Source organism: Paenibacillus camelliae (genome assembly GCF_023715345.1).
Lineage (GTDB): Bacteria > Bacillota > Bacilli > Paenibacillales > Paenibacillaceae > Pristimantibacillus > Pristimantibacillus camelliae.
Genome location: NZ_JAMBNY010000009.1, coordinates 102,103 through 120,911, shown reverse-complemented (window position 1 = coordinate 120,911; position 18,809 = coordinate 102,103). Strand labels below are relative to the sequence as shown.

Below are 18,809 nucleotides of genomic sequence, written 5' to 3'. Positions count from 1 at the left end.
AGTAAACCTAAGATAGCTTTCCTTTATCGGCATAGCGGTAAGCATCCCACAGTCCTAGCAGATGCATAATGCCCATACCACGGTCATACAACCCATAGCCTGGACGACATACCTCATCCCATACATGACGTCCATGATCTGGGCGTGCATATCCGGTAAAGCCAACATCATAATACGCTTTCATAATACCTGCGATATTTACCGTTCCATCCTCTGTTCGATGGGATGTTTCAATAAAATCTCCGTTCTCTTCTAAGCGAACATTACGAATGTGTGCAAAAGGGATGCGATCAGCAAATTCATGGATCATTGCGATGATGTCATTGTCTGGTCTAGCCCCAAGTGAACCGCTGCACAGTGTAATGCCGTTGGATGGATGATCAACCAGCTTAATAAGACGACGTAGGCTCTCCTGACTGTTAATAATTCGCGGCAATCCAAACAATGGGTACGGAGGATCATCTGGATGAATAGCCATACGAATTCCGTGCTCCGCTGCAACAGGTACGATCTGTTCTAGGAAATATGCTAGATTATCCCATAGCTTTTCTTCGTCAACAGACTGATATGCCTCAAGCGTCACGGAAAGCTGAGCAAGACGCTCCGGCTCCCACCCAGGCAGCTGAAATTCTGAATTGCTTTGGAAGAAAGCAACAACCTCATGCGGTGTTAGGCTTGCAACCTTAGCCTTCTCATAAAACATAGCGGTAGAGCCATCCTCTAATGGCCCGTACAAATTCGTTCGTAGCCAGTCAAAGACAGGCATAAAGTTATAGCATATTACCTTTACTCCAACAGTTGCCAAAGAAGCAATGGTCTTTTTGTAGTTCTCAATGTAACGGTCGCGTGATGGCAGACCTAGCTTAATATCCTCATGAACATTAACGCTTTCTACTACATCGATATGGAAGCCGGCTTCATCTGCTTGGCGCTTAACCTCTTGAATACGCTCAAGCGGCCATTCTTCACCAGCAGCTATATCGTGTAGCGCCCATACAATGCCTTCAGTCCCTGGAATTTGTTTAATATGCGAGAGTGGAATCGGGTCATTGCCTTCTCCAAACCAGCGAAATGTCATACGCATTTGATTGTTCCTCCTAATATGATATGGGTTTGTAAAATTAATAGATCTATGCAAAATAATGAGGATACTTTTCATTTAGCATCGCTAAATCGTCAATTCCGCGATTGAGATGCTGCTTCATAATCGCAACAGCTTTTTCGTTATCCTGTGCTTTAATGGCTGCAATAAGCTGCTCGTGCTGCTCGACAATTAGCTTCCAATCGTGGTTATCAAGGAGTCGTAATTTTCGACTGCGGTCAAGATGAGCAGTCAATAGGCTCATTGTATTCCACGTATGAATTTTGCTTGTGCCTGTGAATAGCAATGCGTGATATTGCTGGTCGAGGGTAAAAATCTGATCAACGTCCTCACGAGAAAGGCATTCCTTCTGCAGTAGAACATTTTGCTCAAGCTGTTTAAGTGAAGCTTCGGGAAACGATTGACACGCCAGCTCAACGATGGCACATTCAAGCTGACTTCTCATAAATCTTGCTTCTTCAACTAGCGAGCTGTCGATAAGCGATACGAGCGTACCGCGCTGTGGCAGCACTTGGACTAGCCCTTCCTGTGCCAAGCGCACAAAGCTTTCTCTGATCGGGGTTCGACTAACCTTGAACTGCACGGCCATTTCATTTTCAGATAGTGCAGTGCCAGGTAAAATCTCCAACGAAATAATTTGCTGCTTTAATGAATCATACACCTGATCTCGAATTGAGCGAGCGCTTACATTTGATAATAGAATAAGCTCCACCTCACTAAATAATTTAATATTTACATACTACCATACAAGTTAGAGTTTGAGAATATATTTATACTTTTTTTTGCAATTTATAGATATGAGGAGTAAAATTAATAGTGCTCGTTTACATTAAAAGGTTTTTAGCTATGTATTTTTGTCTATACTTTTCTTAGTGAAGTTTGATAACAATTCCAAAACAGAAGTGGCATATGCATGGATAAGACCAACTTTTCACCGAAGGGGAGTACCACTATGTCTGTTGGAGAGATAATTAAACGCTATTTCTTTATTACAATTGGAGCTATTCTAATGGGGATTGCTCTAGAGAAATTTCTAGTACCCTATGAAATTATTGACGGCGGAATTGCCGGGATCTCGATTATGCTATCCCATCTGACGCCTGTGCCTCTGAGCGTGCTGCTATTTGTACTGAATGTCCCTTTTCTTATTATCGGCTATAAGCATTTAGGTAAAGGCTTTGCCTTTTCAACGCTATATGCAATTGCGGTGATGTCGCTAACAACAGCTATGCTGCACCATTCTGGACCGTTCCCTGATGATAAGCTGCTTGCTGTACTATTTGGCGGCATGCTGCTAGGTATGGGAGTTGGCTTAGTTATCCGTTACGGTGGCTGCCTCGATGGTGTAGAAACCGTCTCTATATTAATCTCTAAAAAGTTGAAAGCATCTGTAGGCAACATCATTATGGTATTTAACGTGATTATATTTATCATTGCTGGCTTTGTTTTTGAATGGAGCTCCGCTATGTACTCGATCGTTACGTATTACTTGGCAAGTAAAGTGATTGATATCGTTGTGGAAGGCCTAAACGAATCGAAGTCTGTAACGATCATCTCACAAAAATACGAAGAGATCTCACAAGAAATTGTAGAAAGACTAGGGAGAACAACGACGTTGATGCACGCAACTGGCGGCTTCTCAGGCCAAGAGGTTAAGGTCATCTATTGTGTCGTATCTCGGATTGAGCTATCCAAGCTGAAATCAATTGTGCAGCTAAAGGACGCGCAAGCCTTTATTGCAGTCGAATCGGTGGCCGATGTTGTAGGCGGAAGCTTCAGCCGACAAAGTGCACATTAAATATAGCTTCACTGTAGCAACCTAGCAAAAACAAAAATCTCAAGTTCTGGGTGAACCTCACCCAAGAGCTTGAGATTTTTTCAAAGCCGCAAGCAACGCGGCGACCAAACACGCAGCCGCACCAGCGGAGTAAGTGGAGAGGTAGCCCAACGCAGCGACGCCCCCAAACCGCCCCAGCGGAGTGATGGTGATGCTATCCAACGCAGCGACGCCCCCAAACGGCTCCAGCGGAGTAGCAGTTGAGGTTACCCGACGCAGCGACGCCTACAAACCGCTCCAGCGGAGTAAATGTTGAGAGTGAAAAAGTGAAGCGGTTGCCTTTGTCCTCTGATTTCTACAATTAATATTCCTCAAGAAATCAGAGGGCAACAGCAATTGTAACCTCACCATCTACGGAGCGTACCAACAGCAATCATTGTGCCAACGTTACAGGCTTAGACGGACGCTGCTCTCGAATCGAGATGATGCACAGAAGGGCAAGCACCATGCCGAACGAAGCGACATAGAACAGAGAAGAGTACCCTAGAATGTCCATAAACAAGCCCATGAGCGGTGGCGACGATAATGCGGCGAGTGAAGATGCAATATAGTAGATGCCAGTTCTCGTACCAATGCTGCTTTCCTTGCCTAACGAAATAACATAAGGGTAGGAATTAATGTTAATGAATGCCCAGAACACTCCGCCAACTAACAATAAGCTGCGAAGCGTCGTCATATCTTGCACGAAGGAGATCATCGCGAACAAGATGATCAAACCGATAATCCCTAAGGTAATAACCTGCTTCTTACCAAATTTAGCGCCGAGATAGCCTGCTGGTATCGCCGTTACGACAAAGGCGACACTAAAGTAAGCTAGAGACATGGAGGCTTGAGAATCGCTAAGCTTCAGCTCATCGGTTGCATATATCGTGAATAATGCCTCGATGCCCTGATAGGAGAAAAACCAAAAATATATAGCAGCGAGCAGTAAAACTGTTGGTAATGTCCATTCCAACGCATATGGCTTCAGCTCACGCTTAGCCTGTGCCAGTAGGGTATGTGCACGTCCCCAGACACGTGGCCGATCTGCTGCTTGATCTGCTATAGTATCTATTTGGCTGCTCGTAGGCACATATTCGAGCGCGTCACGTCTTTCTCGAATGAAAATTAGTAGAATGCACAAGCTGAGCAGCGTCAACACAGATGAAGAGAAGAAGGGAAGTGCAATGTGCTGGTCGTACAGCTTAGAGCCTACTGTAAAGGCAAGGATAGAGCCTAGCCCTCCCATTAGATTGATGATGCCATTGGCTTGTGTTCGCTTATGTGCAGGGGTGAGGTCGGGCATGAGCGCTACAGTTGGCGAGCGATATAGGCTCATGGATAAGTTCATCAGCACCATAAAGGTAATGAGTAGCGCATAGCTGGTATGTAGTGGGATAAGTGCACCGAATATAGCGGCAAGCGGCATGCCAACAAGTAAATAAGGCATGCGCTTACCTAGTTTAGTGTCCGTTTTATCGCTTTTTCGACCGATGTACGGCTGGAGAAAAAGACCGAAATAATTGTCCAGCGTCATTAAAAAACCAATAATTGCTGCACTATCAACGAACTTTTTTAGAAAGAGAGGAACGAACGCATTGTACAGTGCCCACACTAAGCTAATGCTAAAAAAACCAAACCCAAGCAGCCAAGTTTTTTTCATCCCGTTACTCCTTTGCTAATAATTGATGAAGCCGATCTGGATAATCTGTTATGATGCCCTCCACACCTGCTTTAAGACAAGCCTCCATCTCATGTACTTCATTTACCGTCCACACATTGTAGATCACTCCGTTACGCTTTGCCTCTGATACCCATTCACTATTCACAGCATATTTAGGAGCATGCAAAGCTGTAGCACCTAACGTTTTTGCATAATTCCAAGGTTGATATAAGCCTTCCATATACAGAATTCCAGTTGCTACCTTAGGATCAATAGCTTGGCACGCAGCAAGTGCATAATGGTTGAAGCTAGATATGATGCATTGCTGTTTAAGACCATGCTTTTCAATCGAATTCAATATTTTGCGCTCAATACCAGGATACTGAACGATGCCACTTTTGATCTCAATATTAAGGATTAGCCCGTGCAGCTTAGCTAGCTCCAGAAGCTCATCCAGCGTAGGGACTTTCTCTCCAGTGAACCGATCACTGTACCAAGAGCCCGCATCTAACGCTTTAAGCTCACTTAGCGTTACATCCTTTACTAGTTTATTCACACCTGTCGTACGTAGAAGGCTTTCATCATGAATAAGTACGAGTTCACCGTCTGCAGTCATTTGTACATCTGTTTCAATGCCAGTAGCTCCTAGCTCCACAGCATATGTAAAAGCGGCCATAGTATTTTCTGGGCAATATCCGCTAGCCCCGCGATGTGCGTAGTTCACCGTCATAATTCTATCTCCTTGTTTGAAAAATATGGTTCCTATACCTTCGATCGTATCATACAAATTTCCATGTTCCTAGTTATATTTTCGTAAAATGAAAGGGTTTACAATTTTATAGATTACATAGCTCGTAAACCGCCTATTCTTCTTATCTAGTAAAAACGGCGTATTAGTTTTTGATAAATGGCTAAGCTAGTACTGGAGGGATAAATGATGTTTATGGACATATTATTGATTAGTGGAAGGACCATAATTGCTATTGCGCTTATGTTTTTTTTGACAAAGCTGCTAGGAAAAAGGCAATTATCTGAGATGTCGTTGTTCGGTTACATATCGGGGATTAGTGTCGGGAATATCGCAGCTTATATTGCACTTGAGAAGAATGAAATGTGGCTGCTTGCATCCGTTTCGCTCTGCATATGGGTCCTTATCGTTATTATTCTGGAGAAATTCACGCTAAAAAGTAAAAAGATGCGTAAAGTCGTTGATGGTGATCGACGCATTCTAATCTCAAATGGAAACGTCATAAAGGAAGCATTGAGAAAAGAGAATATGACGGTAGAAGAATTACTTGAGAAACTGCGAGATAAGGATGTATTTCGAATTGCAGACGTCGAAATGGTTTCAATGGAGCCGAACGGGGAGATCAGCATATTTCTGAAGGCTGAGCACAATCCGTTAACTCCATCGATGATTGGCTATCCGATTGAAAAGGAAGAAGAACCGATAACTATTATCATTGATGGCTCCTATGAGTTTGATGCCATGAAAAATAACGGATTAGACCAGAACTGGGTTGAAAAGCAGCTTGCAAAGGTTAGTGTCGCTCCGAATCAAGTATTTATCGCACAGTATACGAAGGACAAAAGCTTGTCTATCCATACGATGGATCAACGCACACTCGAGGTAAACCTAGAAAAGCAGCAAAATAATGCTTTGAATAAGACAGAGATGGAGCAGATCAAAAAAAGCTTATTGCAGGCGATCGCAATCATCGAGCAGCAAACGAATAAACCATCAGGATAGTCGTATACATTTATATAGTAGAAATACTATCGCAATCATTAACGATTGCGATAGTATTTTAAGGATGTGGGCATCACTTTTCCATCAAAGAATTGGTGGTTAATAAGAATATTGAATTGATCCATATACGGATCTAAGGACTCTCCACCCCATACGACCTGTGCGAATTCATCGAGATAATACATGAACTCCTTGTTTGCGGAGAGATGCACCTCACGAATGGCGTGCTGTTGATTTCTAACCGTATCGATAACGGTTTGTACAAAAACTGGAGAGAGCTGCGAGTTATCGTTTACCGTCAAGTAGCTTTGAAAAGGATTGTTGTGTATGGACATTGGCGCTTGAATCGGTTCATTAAATACGGATGAGTCTCGCTCACCACTCGGCTTTGAACGAATAAGTCCTTGAGCAGTATTGTCGAGAACTACACCAATAAAAGCGGTATAATCCGAGATAAACACTCTCGCATCCGCTACTCCACCAATAGAGCTGACAGCATCAGCTAGACTCGGGCTGTACGAAACCGTACCTTTAGCATACTGTCTAGGTTCCCGATTCGTTTGCTCCAGCGCCCTCAGCTCTTGCTGCTTATTATTTCTAGCCTGTAAACTACCGTAATCCGTAGAACGCAGTGGCTTCGTATACCTCTCCATTTCGGTTTGAGCTCCCTTGCTGCATCCTGTTAACGCCAGCATACTTGAACTTAAGAGCAGCATAGCCAGCACGAAAGCACCATACTTTGCATTAGGCTTTATCATAACTTCACTCCTCAAGGAATTGTTACTATTCATCGTCTGAAAAATGTGGACAAAATATGCATGGTAAAACGATACAGGCGCATCCTAAGGTAAGAAAAGTAGTATTTCTGGAATGAAGAAGCAACGTTAGTAAAAACTATGAGAAGAAGTAAAGCAATACCGTCAAGATTCATTTGATTTTGACAGCTTTGAGAACAATTTGTGAACTTCCTGTGGAACATTGACAAAAGGTTGTCACAACTTTATATTTAATAAAGTGATTTGATGCAGGATTTGTAAAATCATCATCTTTGTTACACGCAGCAGGCTGTTGGCCACAGAGATGGCTGCTGTGAAAACGTCAAAAGTGGGGTTGATTATTAATGAAACGGTGGCAATTTGTGAAACGCTTTGCGCCTTTAATGGCCCTTCTGGTGCTTGTGCTGTCAGCTTGCGGAAGAGAAGATTTGTCAGCGCTTAATCCACAAGGTCCTGTAGCGCAAGAACAACGAGACTTGATGCTTATTTCCATTCTTATCATGTCGATCGTTGTTGTTAGTGTGTTTGCGATTTCAATTTACGTATTGATCAAATTCCGCAGACGCAAAGGGGACAATAGCATCCCTAAGCAAGTGGAAGGAAGTCATAAGCTAGAGGTTATCTGGACTGTCATTCCGATTATTTTGCTAGTTGTTTTAGCAGTTCCGACACTAAAATCAGTATTCTCTTTAGCGAAGGATTACACGGAAGACCCGGAAGCTTTGCAGGTAATTGTAACTGCGCATCAATATTGGTGGGAGTTTGAATATCCTGAGTTAGGTATTAAAACTGCGCAAGAGCTAGTCATTCCTACTGGTAAAACGATTTCTATCCAAGCAAAAACAGCAGACGTCATTCACTCTTTCTGGATTCCGTCATTAGCTGGTAAGACGGATACGAACCCGGATGGCAACGTTAACAAAATGTATTTCTCTGCACCAAAAGCAGGTGTTTATCAAGGTAAATGTGCTGAGCTTTGTGGACCTTCACATGGTTTGATGGATTTCAAGGTTAAAGCGGTCGAGCCATCCTCCTTCGAGCGTTGGCAAATAGCGATGCTTGATACGGTTCAGCTACCGAGCGATTCAGAAATCGCGAGCGCTTTTGAAAGCCAATGCCTAACTTGCCATGCAGTAGGTGATTATGGCGGTGGTGCATTCCCTAACTTAACGGGTATTGGATCTCGTGAAAGCGTAGCGGGCATACTTATTAACGTTGAAGAAGGCGAGATTGAGTATAAGCATGAGGATACAGTATACAACAATCTGTACAAATGGATTAAAGATCCTGAAGCTGTAAAACCAGGCAACCATATGACAGGTGCGTATCAACTGACAGATGAAGAGGTTGCTGGCATTGCTGAGTACTTATCCAATCTAACGCTTGACTTTGAATAATCACTATCAACAGTGTAAAGGAGGTAGCTATCTTGGCACATGCACATGCGCATGCGGTTAAGCGTCGTACAGGAATTATGGACTGGTTAACGACGGTTGACCACAAAAAAATAGGGATTATGTATTTGCTTGCAGGAGGATTTTTCTTCCTTATTGGTGGCCTAGAAGCAATCTTAATTCGATTACAGTTAATGTTCCCTCAGTCCGACGTCGTATCGGCACAGTTTTACAATGAATTGATTACGATGCATGGTACAACGATGATTTTTCTTGCAGCCATGCCGATCATATTCGGGTTTATGAATGCTATTATTCCACTACAGATCGGGGCACGTGACGTTGCGTATCCGTTTGTCAACGCATTGGGCTTCTGGACATTCTTCTTTGGTGGACTTTTACTTAACATCAGTTTTATCGCTGGTACGGTACCTGATGCAGGGTGGACGATGTATGCGCCACTTTCGGGAACTACATACACAGAACATCATGGTACGGATTACTATGTCATCGGTCTGCAGATCTCTGGTATCGGTACGCTGATAGGTGGTATCAACTTCCTAGTTACCATTATCAACATGCGTGCTCCAGGCATGACCTTCATGCGTATGCCGATGTTTACATGGGCATCGTTCATTACATCAGCGCTTATCCTTTTCGCATTCCCTGCGTTAACCGTTGGACTTGCAGCGCTAATGTTTGACCGGATATTTAACGGTAATTTCTTTAACCCAAGTGCCGGCGGTAACGTCGTACTATGGGAGCATATTTTCTGGATCTTCGGACACCCTGAGGTATACATCTTGATCCTACCGGCATTCGGTATTATCTCAGAAGTTGTATCGACCTTCTCACGTAAACGTCTGTTTGGTTACAGCTCCATGGTCTTCGCGACGGTGTTGATCGGTTTCCTAGGCTTCATGGTTTGGGCTCACCATATGTTTACGACAGGACTTGGGGCCATTGCCAACGCATTGTTCTCGATTGCTACGATGCTAATCGCCGTACCAACGGGGATTAAAATATTCAACTGGCTATTTACGATGTGGGGCGGCTCAATACGCTTTACCGTTGCGAACATGTTCGCGGTCGGTTTTGTTCCAACCTTCGTAATGGGTGGAGTTACCGGGGTAATGCTTGCTGTTGCACCAGCTGACTATCAATATCATGATACGTACTTCGTTGTAGCGCATTTCCACTACGTTATCGTAGGTGGTCTAGTCATGGGTATCTTTGCTGGAATGCATTATTGGTGGCCAAAAATGTTCGGCCGCATGCTAAGTGAAAAGCTTGGTATATGGACGTTCTGGATGTTCTACATCGGCTTCCATCTAACATTCTTCGTACAGCATTTCCTTGGACTATTAGGTATGCCTCGTCGTATATGGCAATACCTAGATGGTATGGGCTTGAACAACTTGAACTTCATTAGTACGATTGGTGCACTGATGATGGGTGTTGGTACGATTATGTTCCTTATCAATGTTGTCATTACGATGCGTAAACCAAAAAATCTTTCTAATGACCCGTGGGAGGATGGACGTACTTTAGAGTGGACGATTCCATCACCTGCACCAGAATACAACTTTGCTCAAACACCACTTGTACGTGGTTATGATGCATGGTGGCACGAAAAGATGGAAGGCAATACAAAAATGACGCCAGTAGAGCCAATCGGCCCTATTCATATGCCGTCACCGAGTATTTTACCGTTCTTCATGGCGGTTGGCCTATTTATCGCAGGCTTTGGCTTCATGTACTCGAAGCCAGCTGATTGGGGTACTACTGGTCTAATCATTGGAGCTGCCGGCTTGCTTATTACATTTGGATGTATGGCGCTTCGTTCTTGGTTTGATGACCATGGCTTCCATATCGAAGAAGAAGAAATTCTTAAAGATCAGGGGGTTAAGGCATGAGTTCACATTCACATGTAGAAGGGCAACTGCCGCATGAACCAGAACGTGCTACCCTAGAGGGTCGCAATAAAATCACTGGTTTTTGGTTATTCCTTGGTGGAGAAACGGTATTGTTCGGTACGCTATTCGCAGCGTACTTAACATTACGTGGACAAATCATGGATGGACCTGCTCCGAATGAGTTATTCGACTTTGCACTGGTTGCTGTTGCAACTGCACTGTTGTTAACATCAAGCTTAACAAGTGTATTTTCAATGCAGGCGATGCATCGTCATGATGTTAAAGGACTCATTGGCTGGCTTCTTGTAACGCTTGTTCTAGGAGCGGCGTTCCTCGGAGTTGAGATCTACGAGTTTAACCATTATGCGCATATGGGACATACGTTCTCCGCTAGTGCATTTTCAACCTCGTTCTATACATTGGTTGGATTCCATGGTGCGCACGTAGCCTTTGGATTGTTCTGGGTAATTCTATTGCTGTTCCAATTGAAGAAACGCGGATTAAATACGACAACGGCTCCTAAAGTGTATCTGTTCAGCTTATACTGGCACTTTATCGACGTTGTATGGGTATTCATCTTTACAGTCGTTTACTTGATGGGAAAGGTGGGTTAATACTATGGCAGGACATGAACAAACAACGCAACGCAGCGATGTCAAAACGACAAAGCAAGAAGGTTCAAAAAAGCATATTATCGCTTTTATATTCTCCATCCTATTAACTTTCATCGCATTCGCTCTAGTTATGGCTGGCGAGATCAATATTGATTTCGTATATATCCTGTTAGTCGTATTAGCGATTGTTCAAGTATTTGTGCAAATGGCTTTTTGGATGCATATGAAGGATCGCGGACATACATTTGCGATTATTGCAATATTAAGTGGAGTCATCGTTGTCTTCACTTGTGTGATCATGGCATTATTCTGGACGACTTGGTAATATAGACATGATCAATTTAGCAAGGGGGTCCTAGTGACCCCCTTCTTCTATTCACTTATACTGCGTAACCCTGTATGATGGATATAGACTTGTACTATGGATGCATGAGAAAGGAGCTTCAACATGTTTGGCTTGCAATATTTTAATTTTCAAGAGGTATGGAGTCCAATGTTTTTGTTTGCAACGATCGGGATCATCATCGGATATTTATATCTCGTTGGGCCGTGGCGCGAGAAGCATTTTCCACAGGAAGCACCGGTTTCTTTAGGAAGAAAGCTGCTATTTATTACTGCAGCCGTACTCTATTACTTAGCGTATGAGGGGCCGCTAGCTTTACTAGGACATATTATGTTCTCGTTCCATATGACAAATATGGCATTGTCCTATTTAATTGTACCTCCGATGGTGCTTGCGGCTGTTCCGGGCTTTATATGGAAGAAAGCTTTCTCTGCTTCGTTCTGGGGCAAGTTTAAATTTCTTATGCATCCGATAGTTACGCTTATTTTGTTTAATATGATGTTCTCGGTCTACCATATACCTGTTGTTCATGATTACGTCATGACCAATTTTGCTATCCATCGTTTATACTATCTAGTGATGCTAGTTGCTGCATTTATGATGTGGTGGCATGTGAATACGCCAATAAAGGAAATTCCGCATATGTCACACGTTAAGCGCATGGCATACATATTTGCGAATGGTGTTTTACTTACGCCTGCCTGTGCGCTTATCATTTTCTCGAATGAGCCGCTTTACGCTATCTACAACGATCCACAAGTATGGGTGAATGCTATGGGCTTCTGTATTCCAGGTGATACAAGCTATTTGCTTACGCAGTTTGGAGGGCCTCAGTTCTTCAATACGTTTACCACGCTCGAGGACCAACAAGCAGGTGGTATCGTTATGAAGCTGATCCAAGAAGTAACCTATGGTGTATTGCTCGCGTTTGTATTTCGTGAGTGGTTTACAAGAGAGCATAAGCAGGAGGCAGTTGACGAGCAGCTGATGCGCGATGCGATGGCAATTAAGCAGAAATAATTATTGATGGGGAGGACAAGCAGGACATGGAAGGTCATGAGTTTGAAATTTTTCCTGCAATCAGTACGTTTTTTATTGCGCTTAGTGCAATTCTAGTAGCAATCGGCTGGAAGCAGATTCTAAACAAGAAGCGAGAGCAGCATCAGAAAACGATGTTCTGGGCAGCGATTGCTGCAATTATCTTTTTTATTATTTATGCCTCTCGGACCATCTTTATTGGTAATACGACATGGGGTGGACCGGATAGTCTGAAGACGATTTATCTTATCTTTTTGTTTTTCCACATTGTACTGGCAACCGTAGCTGCGGTATTCGGTATCACGACCTTAACTTTAGGCTATAAGAAAAAATATGACAAGCATCGCAAGCTGGGACGGGTAACAGCCGTCATCTGGTTCATTACAGCGATTACTGGCGTCACAGTGTACTTTTTACTTTATATCTTCTACCCAGGTGGTCATACAGAGCCATTCATTGATGCTTTATTCCGACAGTAACATATGTACATCTAGCGCAAGCTGCAACCGCAGCTTGCGCTTTTTTATTAGGAGAGTGAATGCAAAAATCGTATACAAAAAATTAATGAAAATATTTCCTGGAAAATAGTTGACACGACATTATAGCGTGTATATACTGTGTATATAGATATATACAGTATATACAGCGCTGATGTTAATCATGCAAGGAGGATACTCGATGAAGTATTGGGAAGGGGTACACTATCTGCTATGGAATGATATCCGTAATGCGCGGTGGAAAAACCTTGTCTTACTAGTGTTTATCACTTATATATCCATTTTTACAAGTGATGGCATGGTTGAAATTATTGCAACGAATAGTTATGAGGATCAGTTTTTAATGGACTATCTTATTATTATGGTGTTATCCGTTGTAGGTCTAGTTACAACTCATCTCTATGGGTATGGCTGGAAAAAGGATTTGCTAGCAGAACGGTTAGCGTATTGGCGCTCGCTACCAATAAAAATTGACCAAATTGTATGGTCTAGACTTACCGGAGTTACATTATTTAGCTTTTTAGCGGTTGTCGCTTATTACGCCTTAACTGGATGGATTATGATAGCCAGTCGTGGAGTCTCAATTGAGCTTGGACCTTATATCATGCATGGATTAACAGTATTTGCAATCATTTACGTATTCAATTTATTTTATCTCTATATGGAGATGTGCTTTTCTTACAAGAAGTATACGGTTTACTGCTGGACCATTCCCTTTATCAAGCTCGCGGTCGTTATCGCTTATGTATTTATCTTTGATTTCTACTTATTAAAGGGAATATATGATGCTGTACAGAAATCACCGGTCTTGATGATCGCAGCAAGCATCATACTTATTATTGCAAGCTTTTTCCTTGCATTTCGCATAATTAATGAAAGAGTGAGAACTAGAAATATAACAGCATAAGAAGGTGATAAGTGATGAGGCTACCGATCGCGATTAGTGAGCAAAGTGCGGAGCCATTGTATTATCAGATAGAAGTCCAGCTTCGAGCACTTATCATTAGTGGATCGCTTCAAGCAGGAACCTTGCTGCCTTCGATCAGAGAGCTAGCCTCACAGCTGAAATGCAGTGTTATCACCATAAAGCGAGTCTATAGCGATTTGGAGGCGGAAGGCCTGCTTCGTACAAAGCAAGGCACTGGTACGTATGTATCCCATGTGGAGAAGGAGTCGCGTGAGGAGCAGAAGCACAGTGTTGTGAACGAAGCGATTGATCAGTTGCTTGAAGCAGCTGAGCGTGTACAGTGTACCAAGCAGGAGCTTGAAATGCTGCTAAAAGAAAAGCTGCAGCATTATGAACCGTAAAGGAGATTGAATATGGGAGAATATGCGATTGAACTGCAGGATGTGAAGCTTACTAGAGATCATTTCGCATTAGGGCCGGTCACACTTTCGATCCCTAAGGGCTATGTGACTGCGATCGTAGGACCTAATGGCTCAGGCAAAAGCACATTATTCCGAATGATCATGAACATTCTTAAGCCTCACCAGGGAAGCGTTACGGTACTCGATCAACAGCTTAATCATCATAACGATGATGAGCTAAAGCAGTTGATCGGTCATTTGCCAGAAGAGGCGACTTCATTTGATGATTTCTTGAAAGGCTATGCGAAGGCACAGTTTCATGCCAAATGGTTTCAAAATTGGAACAATGAAACGTATCAGCGTTTACTTTCTATTCTTACGACAAGAGACGATCTGCAGCTTAAAAAAATGTCAAAAGGAATGAGGCGTAAGTTCGATCTGTCGATCGCAATGGCTCACCATCCGAAGCTGCTTTTACTAGATGAGCCATCCTCTGGACTCGATCCGATCGCGTGGAAAACGATGATTGAGGTGCTACATCAATATATGGAGAATGAGGATCATACCATATTGATGGCAACGCATATCGTTGATGAAGTGAAGCGGCTTGCTGACTATATCGTATTCCTTGTAGATGGGCAGGTGCTTGGAACCTATGAAAAGGATGAGCTGCTGCAAAGCTGGTCAACGTACTTTATCGAGGCTCCATCTGGCGGTACATTTGATCCACATCTAATGCCGGGCTATTGCGAGCATAAAGTAGTTAGCAGTGGGTTTTACGAGATTGTTTGTTCGAATAGCTTTGAAGCTGAACGCTGGCTGGAAGGTCAGGAATTGACCGTGCGCAGCAAACAGATTTTAGAGCTTGATGAAATATTATTTCAGCATATGAAAAAGGCAAGACAATACGCAAAATAATGATAAGGTGGGGAATACTGTGAATCCATTAGTAGTGAATAATGTAGTAAAGCACTATGCAGACAAAACAGCAGTCAGCGGCGTCCAGTTTGAAGTGTCTAAAGGAGAAATTTATGGTCTATTAGGAGCTAACGGCGCAGGTAAAACGACAACGATGCGTATGATTCTAGGACTTATCTATCCAGACCAAGGCGAGATAAAATATAACGGGAAGCCGTACAGCAACGAATTGTTGAAAAACGTAGGTTATCTGCCAGAGGAGCGCGGGCTGTATCCTAAAATTCGCGTAAGTGAGCAATTAATCTATCTCGCTCAGCTTAAAGGCATGTCAGCGAAAGACGCAGATCGCAGTCTAAAGTATTGGCTTGAGCGCTTCGAGGTACCTGAAAATTACAATAAACGTGTCGAGGAGCTGTCCAAAGGGAATCAGCAAAAAATTCAATTTATTTCTGCAGTCATTCATAATCCGCAATTTATTATTATGGATGAAGCATTCAGTGGTCTTGACCCGGTAAACGTTGAGCTGTTGAAGGCAACGGTGAAGGAGCTGCGTGATAACGGTGCAAGCATCGTATTCTCTACTCACCGCATGGAGCATGTAGAGGAGCTATGCCGTAATATTACAATTCTTCATCGCTCGAAGGAAGTTGTTAAAGGTAGCGTTAAAGATATTAAAAGCAAATTCCCGAAAGAAAAAGTATGGCTGCAAACAAAGGAAGAGGTTGCAGGTTTAGAACAGCTTTCAGGAGTAAAAGCAGTACATCGCCATGAAAATGGACTAGAGATTGAAATTGCAGAAGAAAAAGTAGCTGCACAAATTCTTAATCATGCTTTATCTCAAACAGAAATCGAGCATTTCCAAGTGAAAGAGCCTACATTGAACGAAATCTTTATTAGAACGGTTGGTGATCGTAATGAATAATTTCTGGACAGTTGTACGTTTTACCGTAATGAATAAATTAAAAGCAAAAGCATTTATTATTTCTACTCTCGTATTTTTGCTTATTATTTCAGTTGTAGTCAACATTCCTTATATCATTATGCAATTCCAGGGTGGCGGCGAAGATAAGACGCAAACGGTTGGCTATATTCAAGATGGGCAATCCATTGGATCAGTTACTGGCCAGCAGTTAGAGCAGTATTTTGCTAATATTGAAGGCAGTAAGCTAACATTCAAAGGATTTGCAACGTCAGGCAATGCAGCTAGCGACGAAGAAACACTGAAGTCAGAGCTAGATGCAGGTGAGCTATACAGCTATTTGCAGTTTGGTGAAGCAACAGATAGTGGCTTCCCAGAAATTATCGTGAAAAGTGAGAAGCTGCTCGATTATTCCGTAGCGTCTCAGATTGAATCAGCATTACAAGTCATTCGTCACAATAACATTTTGTCAGAGGCAGGACTAACCGAACAGCAAATGAAGGAGCTTCAAGCACCAATTGTTGTCGATGCTGTACAAATTAAAGGATCATTGTCTGCTGGCGGCGAAGGTGAAGGTAAAACAGCTGAAGAGCAAGGCGTTAATATGGGCATTATCTACTTCATCATTATTTTCTTATTCATGGCGGTAATGATCTCTGGTCAAATGATCGCTTCCGAGGTAACAGCAGAAAAAAGCAGCCGTGTAATGGAAGTATTAATTACAAGCGTATCTCCGCTAACAAGCATGTTCGGTAAAATTACAGGTATGTTCCTGATCGTCATTATTCAGCTTGCATCTTATCTTGCAGTTGGTGCGATTAACCTGAGCCTACCACATAATGCTGAAATGCTGAAGGAGCTTAATATTGATCTGTCTGTAGTTGATCCAATGCTACTCGTATTCGCAGGCTTGTATTTCTTGGCGGGCTTCTTCCTATTCGCAACGCTATACGCAGCGCTTGGCTCAATTGTAAGCAGAACAGAGGATCTGGGTAATGCCGTAATGCCAATGACATTTATCTCATTAGCAGGCTTCTACATTGCGATCTTCAGTATCTCTACACCAGATAGCTTACTCGTAAAAATTTGCAGTCATATTCCATTGTTCTCACCATTCGTTATGGTGTTAAGACTTGGATTAACAGATATTGCGCTATGGGAAGTACTCGTATCGTTTGCAATTTTACTCGTTACAATCTACTTGGCGGTTGTACTCTCCGCGAAGATTTACCGCACAGGTGTATTGATGTACGGTAAGCGCCCAAGCATGAAAGAGCTTCGCAAGGCGATGAAGGCGTACAAAATCTAAGGATTGATGGAACTGTGGGCAATACGTAATGTCATTGAAAGAGGGGATTACTCATCTGAAGAGGGGAGGCGCTAGTCATGCGTCCATGTAAAGGCCCGAATCAAAAAAAGTCTGCTTCAGGTATGATAATGGGTATTGCAATAGGGATTGCTATCGGGGTGGCACTGGATAACATTGCCGTTGGTATGGCGATTGGCGTTGGAGTAGGTCTAGCATTCAGCTCTACAGCTTTCAGTTCACCCAAATGTAAGTGATTATTGGAGTTAAAAGAGAATATCTTTATATAAAAGGGCAACTGTGGGCAATACGTAATGTTGTCATACATTACGACTAGAAGACTTGCATACATCAAAAAAGGATGGTACAACATGCTAGAGCAATTTTTACAAGAGTTGCAAAACTCAAATCCGATATTACAATTCATTGGGGTTATGATTGTAGCAATGATCCCATTTATCGAAGGCTATTTTGCAGTACCTGTTGGGATTGCGATTGGATTCTCTCCAGTGATGACAATACTAGCTGCAATCGTTGGAAACTGGATCTCAGTTATGGTTGTTATCCTGGCTAGTGATCGTGTTAAGCAGTGGCTACAAAGTAGAAAAACATCTGAACGTAAACAAGAAAAGCAAAACAAACGACTAGAACGAGGACAGAAGCTATTCCATAAGTATGGCGTTCCCGGAGTATCACTCCTTGGTCCGTTGTTGATCGGTGACCATATCGCTGCTTTAATTTGTATTGCATCAGGTGCATCGAAAAGATACGTAATTATTTGGCAAACGATTGCTATTGTAGTATGGGCTGTTGGTACGGGGATTTTAGTGCTGTTGGGTATTAATCTTGTAAAGTAATATCGTCTCTAAAAAAGAATATTCAAATGAAAAAAGGGCAAATATCGGTCGCTAGACGACGGATATTTGCCCTTTTAAATTAATTAGACAAATTATTACTGTGTAAGCTCCTGATAGGCTTTCAAAGTTTCAGGCATAACATAATAGGTATTTCTCTCTAATAAAGCTTCCGCATCTTTTAATGCAGAAATGGGTAGCTCTCCTGAATTGACTTTATCAAAAATATCACGCATTTCTTCAAATTCACTAATAGAAATCTTACTGTCTATTGTTTTCTCAGTCGTCGATGAAGAATTAAGGTCGTAAGTAGCGAACACCGTAGAAGCAACCACTATTAGACTAACAGTGATACCTAATAATATTTTTTTATTCATCAATCTCACCTCTTCGTAAAAGAAACAATACGCTTGCTATGACCCGATTGTCTATTTGTAAACACCTCAAACAACATCCTAACAATCTTTTCATGAAAAGTCTATAAAATTTGTAAAATTTATACTATTATTAATTTGATCGTAAAACTTTGAAAAGGAGTTTATTACAATGGATAATACTTTACTTATAACGAGAAACGATTTACAAAGTTATGTGA

At 42.4% G+C, this 18,809-nt stretch carries 21 protein-coding genes; 15 read left to right on the top strand and 6 right to left on the bottom strand.

Annotation, left to right across the window (positions count from 1 at the left end; translation table 11 throughout):
• Positions 1-7 precede the first annotated feature (7 nt).
• The gene (gene uxuA, locus M3180_RS15045) at positions 8-1,084 is read right to left on the bottom strand and encodes a mannonate dehydratase (protein WP_251668935.1); all 1,077 of its coding nucleotides are present in this window, start codon (positions 1,082-1,084) and stop codon (positions 8-10) included.
• 46 nt (positions 1,085-1,130) lie between these two features.
• Complete coding sequence (locus M3180_RS15040) at positions 1,131-1,763, bottom strand: GntR family transcriptional regulator (RefSeq protein WP_251668933.1); 633 nt, start codon at positions 1,761-1,763, stop codon at positions 1,131-1,133.
• Positions 1,764-2,054: 291 nt separating this feature from the next.
• On the opposite strand from M3180_RS15040, the gene M3180_RS15035 reads away from it, so the two are divergent.
• On the top strand, positions 2,055-2,900 hold the full coding sequence (locus M3180_RS15035; RefSeq protein ID WP_251668931.1) for a YitT family protein: 846 nt from the start codon (positions 2,055-2,057) through the stop codon (positions 2,898-2,900).
• Between the two features lie 412 nt (positions 2,901-3,312).
• On the opposite strand, the gene M3180_RS15030 is transcribed toward M3180_RS15035, so the two are convergent.
• On the bottom strand, positions 3,313-4,581 hold the full coding sequence (locus M3180_RS15030) for an MFS transporter (protein WP_251668930.1): 1,269 nt from the start codon (positions 4,579-4,581) through the stop codon (positions 3,313-3,315).
• 4 nt (positions 4,582-4,585) lie between these two features.
• On the bottom strand, positions 4,586-5,311 hold the full coding sequence (locus M3180_RS15025; protein WP_251668929.1) for a glycerophosphodiester phosphodiesterase: 726 nt from the start codon (positions 5,309-5,311) through the stop codon (positions 4,586-4,588).
• A 204-nt stretch (positions 5,312-5,515) separates the two neighbouring features.
• On the opposite strand from M3180_RS15025, the gene M3180_RS15020 reads away from it, so the two are divergent.
• Positions 5,516-6,331: a DUF421 domain-containing protein gene (locus tag M3180_RS15020; protein ID WP_251668927.1), complete on the top strand. Its 816-nt coding sequence runs from the start codon at positions 5,516-5,518 to the stop codon at positions 6,329-6,331.
• A gap of 38 nt (positions 6,332-6,369) precedes the next feature.
• On the opposite strand, the gene M3180_RS15015 is transcribed toward M3180_RS15020, so the two are convergent.
• On the bottom strand, positions 6,370-7,089 hold the full coding sequence (locus M3180_RS15015) for a hypothetical protein (RefSeq protein WP_251668925.1): 720 nt from the start codon (positions 7,087-7,089) through the stop codon (positions 6,370-6,372).
• A gap of 362 nt (positions 7,090-7,451) precedes the next feature.
• On the opposite strand from M3180_RS15015, the gene coxB reads away from it, so the two are divergent.
• The 13 genes from coxB to M3180_RS14950 all read left to right on the top strand — a co-directional run bounded on the left by coxB (position 7,452) and on the right by M3180_RS14950 (position 18,217).
• Positions 7,452-8,504, top strand: a complete 1,053-nt coding sequence (gene coxB / locus M3180_RS15010; protein ID WP_251668923.1) for a cytochrome c oxidase subunit II — start codon at positions 7,452-7,454, stop codon at positions 8,502-8,504.
• Between the two features lie 77 nt (positions 8,505-8,581).
• A complete protein-coding gene (gene ctaD, locus M3180_RS15005) occupies positions 8,582-10,417 on the top strand; it encodes a cytochrome c oxidase subunit I (RefSeq protein WP_251669056.1) in 1,836 nt (611 codons plus the stop codon).
• Positions 10,414-11,031 carry a cytochrome (ubi)quinol oxidase subunit III gene (locus tag M3180_RS15000; RefSeq protein ID WP_251668921.1) on the top strand — a complete coding sequence of 206 codons (618 nt, stop codon included), beginning with the start codon at positions 10,414-10,416 and terminating at the stop codon, positions 11,029-11,031. Before ctaD ends, M3180_RS15000 begins: the two co-directional genes overlap by 4 nt.
• Before the next feature lie 4 nt (positions 11,032-11,035).
• Positions 11,036-11,356, top strand: a complete 321-nt coding sequence (locus M3180_RS14995; protein WP_251668919.1) for a cytochrome C oxidase subunit IV family protein — start codon at positions 11,036-11,038, stop codon at positions 11,354-11,356.
• A gap of 123 nt (positions 11,357-11,479) precedes the next feature.
• A complete protein-coding gene (gene ctaG, locus M3180_RS14990) occupies positions 11,480-12,394 on the top strand; it encodes a cytochrome c oxidase assembly factor CtaG (RefSeq protein ID WP_251668917.1) in 915 nt (304 codons plus the stop codon).
• A 26-nt stretch (positions 12,395-12,420) separates the two neighbouring features.
• On the top strand, positions 12,421-12,891 hold the full coding sequence (locus M3180_RS14985; RefSeq protein WP_251668915.1) for a DUF420 domain-containing protein: 471 nt from the start codon (positions 12,421-12,423) through the stop codon (positions 12,889-12,891).
• A 199-nt stretch (positions 12,892-13,090) separates the two neighbouring features.
• Entirely contained in the window at positions 13,091-13,816 is a 726-nt protein-coding gene (locus tag M3180_RS14980) for a hypothetical protein (protein ID WP_251668913.1), read from the top strand.
• A gap of 14 nt (positions 13,817-13,830) precedes the next feature.
• Entirely contained in the window at positions 13,831-14,217 is a 387-nt protein-coding gene (locus tag M3180_RS14975; protein ID WP_251668911.1) for a GntR family transcriptional regulator, read from the top strand.
• Positions 14,218-14,229: 12 nt separating this feature from the next.
• Complete coding sequence (locus M3180_RS14970; protein ID WP_251668909.1) at positions 14,230-15,135, top strand: ABC transporter ATP-binding protein; 906 nt, start codon at positions 14,230-14,232, stop codon at positions 15,133-15,135.
• A 19-nt stretch (positions 15,136-15,154) separates the two neighbouring features.
• Positions 15,155-16,057 (top strand): ABC transporter ATP-binding protein, encoded by a 903-nt coding sequence (locus M3180_RS14965; RefSeq protein WP_251668907.1) that lies wholly within the window; start codon positions 15,155-15,157, stop codon positions 16,055-16,057.
• A complete protein-coding gene (locus tag M3180_RS14960; RefSeq protein ID WP_251668905.1) occupies positions 16,050-17,363 on the top strand; it encodes an ABC transporter permease in 1,314 nt (437 codons plus the stop codon). Before M3180_RS14965 ends, M3180_RS14960 begins: the two co-directional genes overlap by 8 nt.
• A gap of 77 nt (positions 17,364-17,440) precedes the next feature.
• Positions 17,441-17,617, top strand: a complete 177-nt coding sequence (locus M3180_RS14955; RefSeq protein WP_251668903.1) for a glycine zipper domain-containing protein — start codon at positions 17,441-17,443, stop codon at positions 17,615-17,617.
• 114 nt (positions 17,618-17,731) lie between these two features.
• Positions 17,732-18,217 (top strand): small multi-drug export protein, encoded by a 486-nt coding sequence (locus M3180_RS14950; RefSeq protein WP_251668901.1) that lies wholly within the window; start codon positions 17,732-17,734, stop codon positions 18,215-18,217.
• A gap of 95 nt (positions 18,218-18,312) precedes the next feature.
• Here M3180_RS14950 and M3180_RS14945 read toward each other — a convergent pair whose 3' ends face one another.
• Positions 18,313-18,591 carry a hypothetical protein gene (locus M3180_RS14945; protein WP_251668900.1) on the bottom strand — a complete coding sequence of 93 codons (279 nt, stop codon included), beginning with the start codon at positions 18,589-18,591 and terminating at the stop codon, positions 18,313-18,315.
• Positions 18,592-18,809 lie beyond the last annotated feature (218 nt).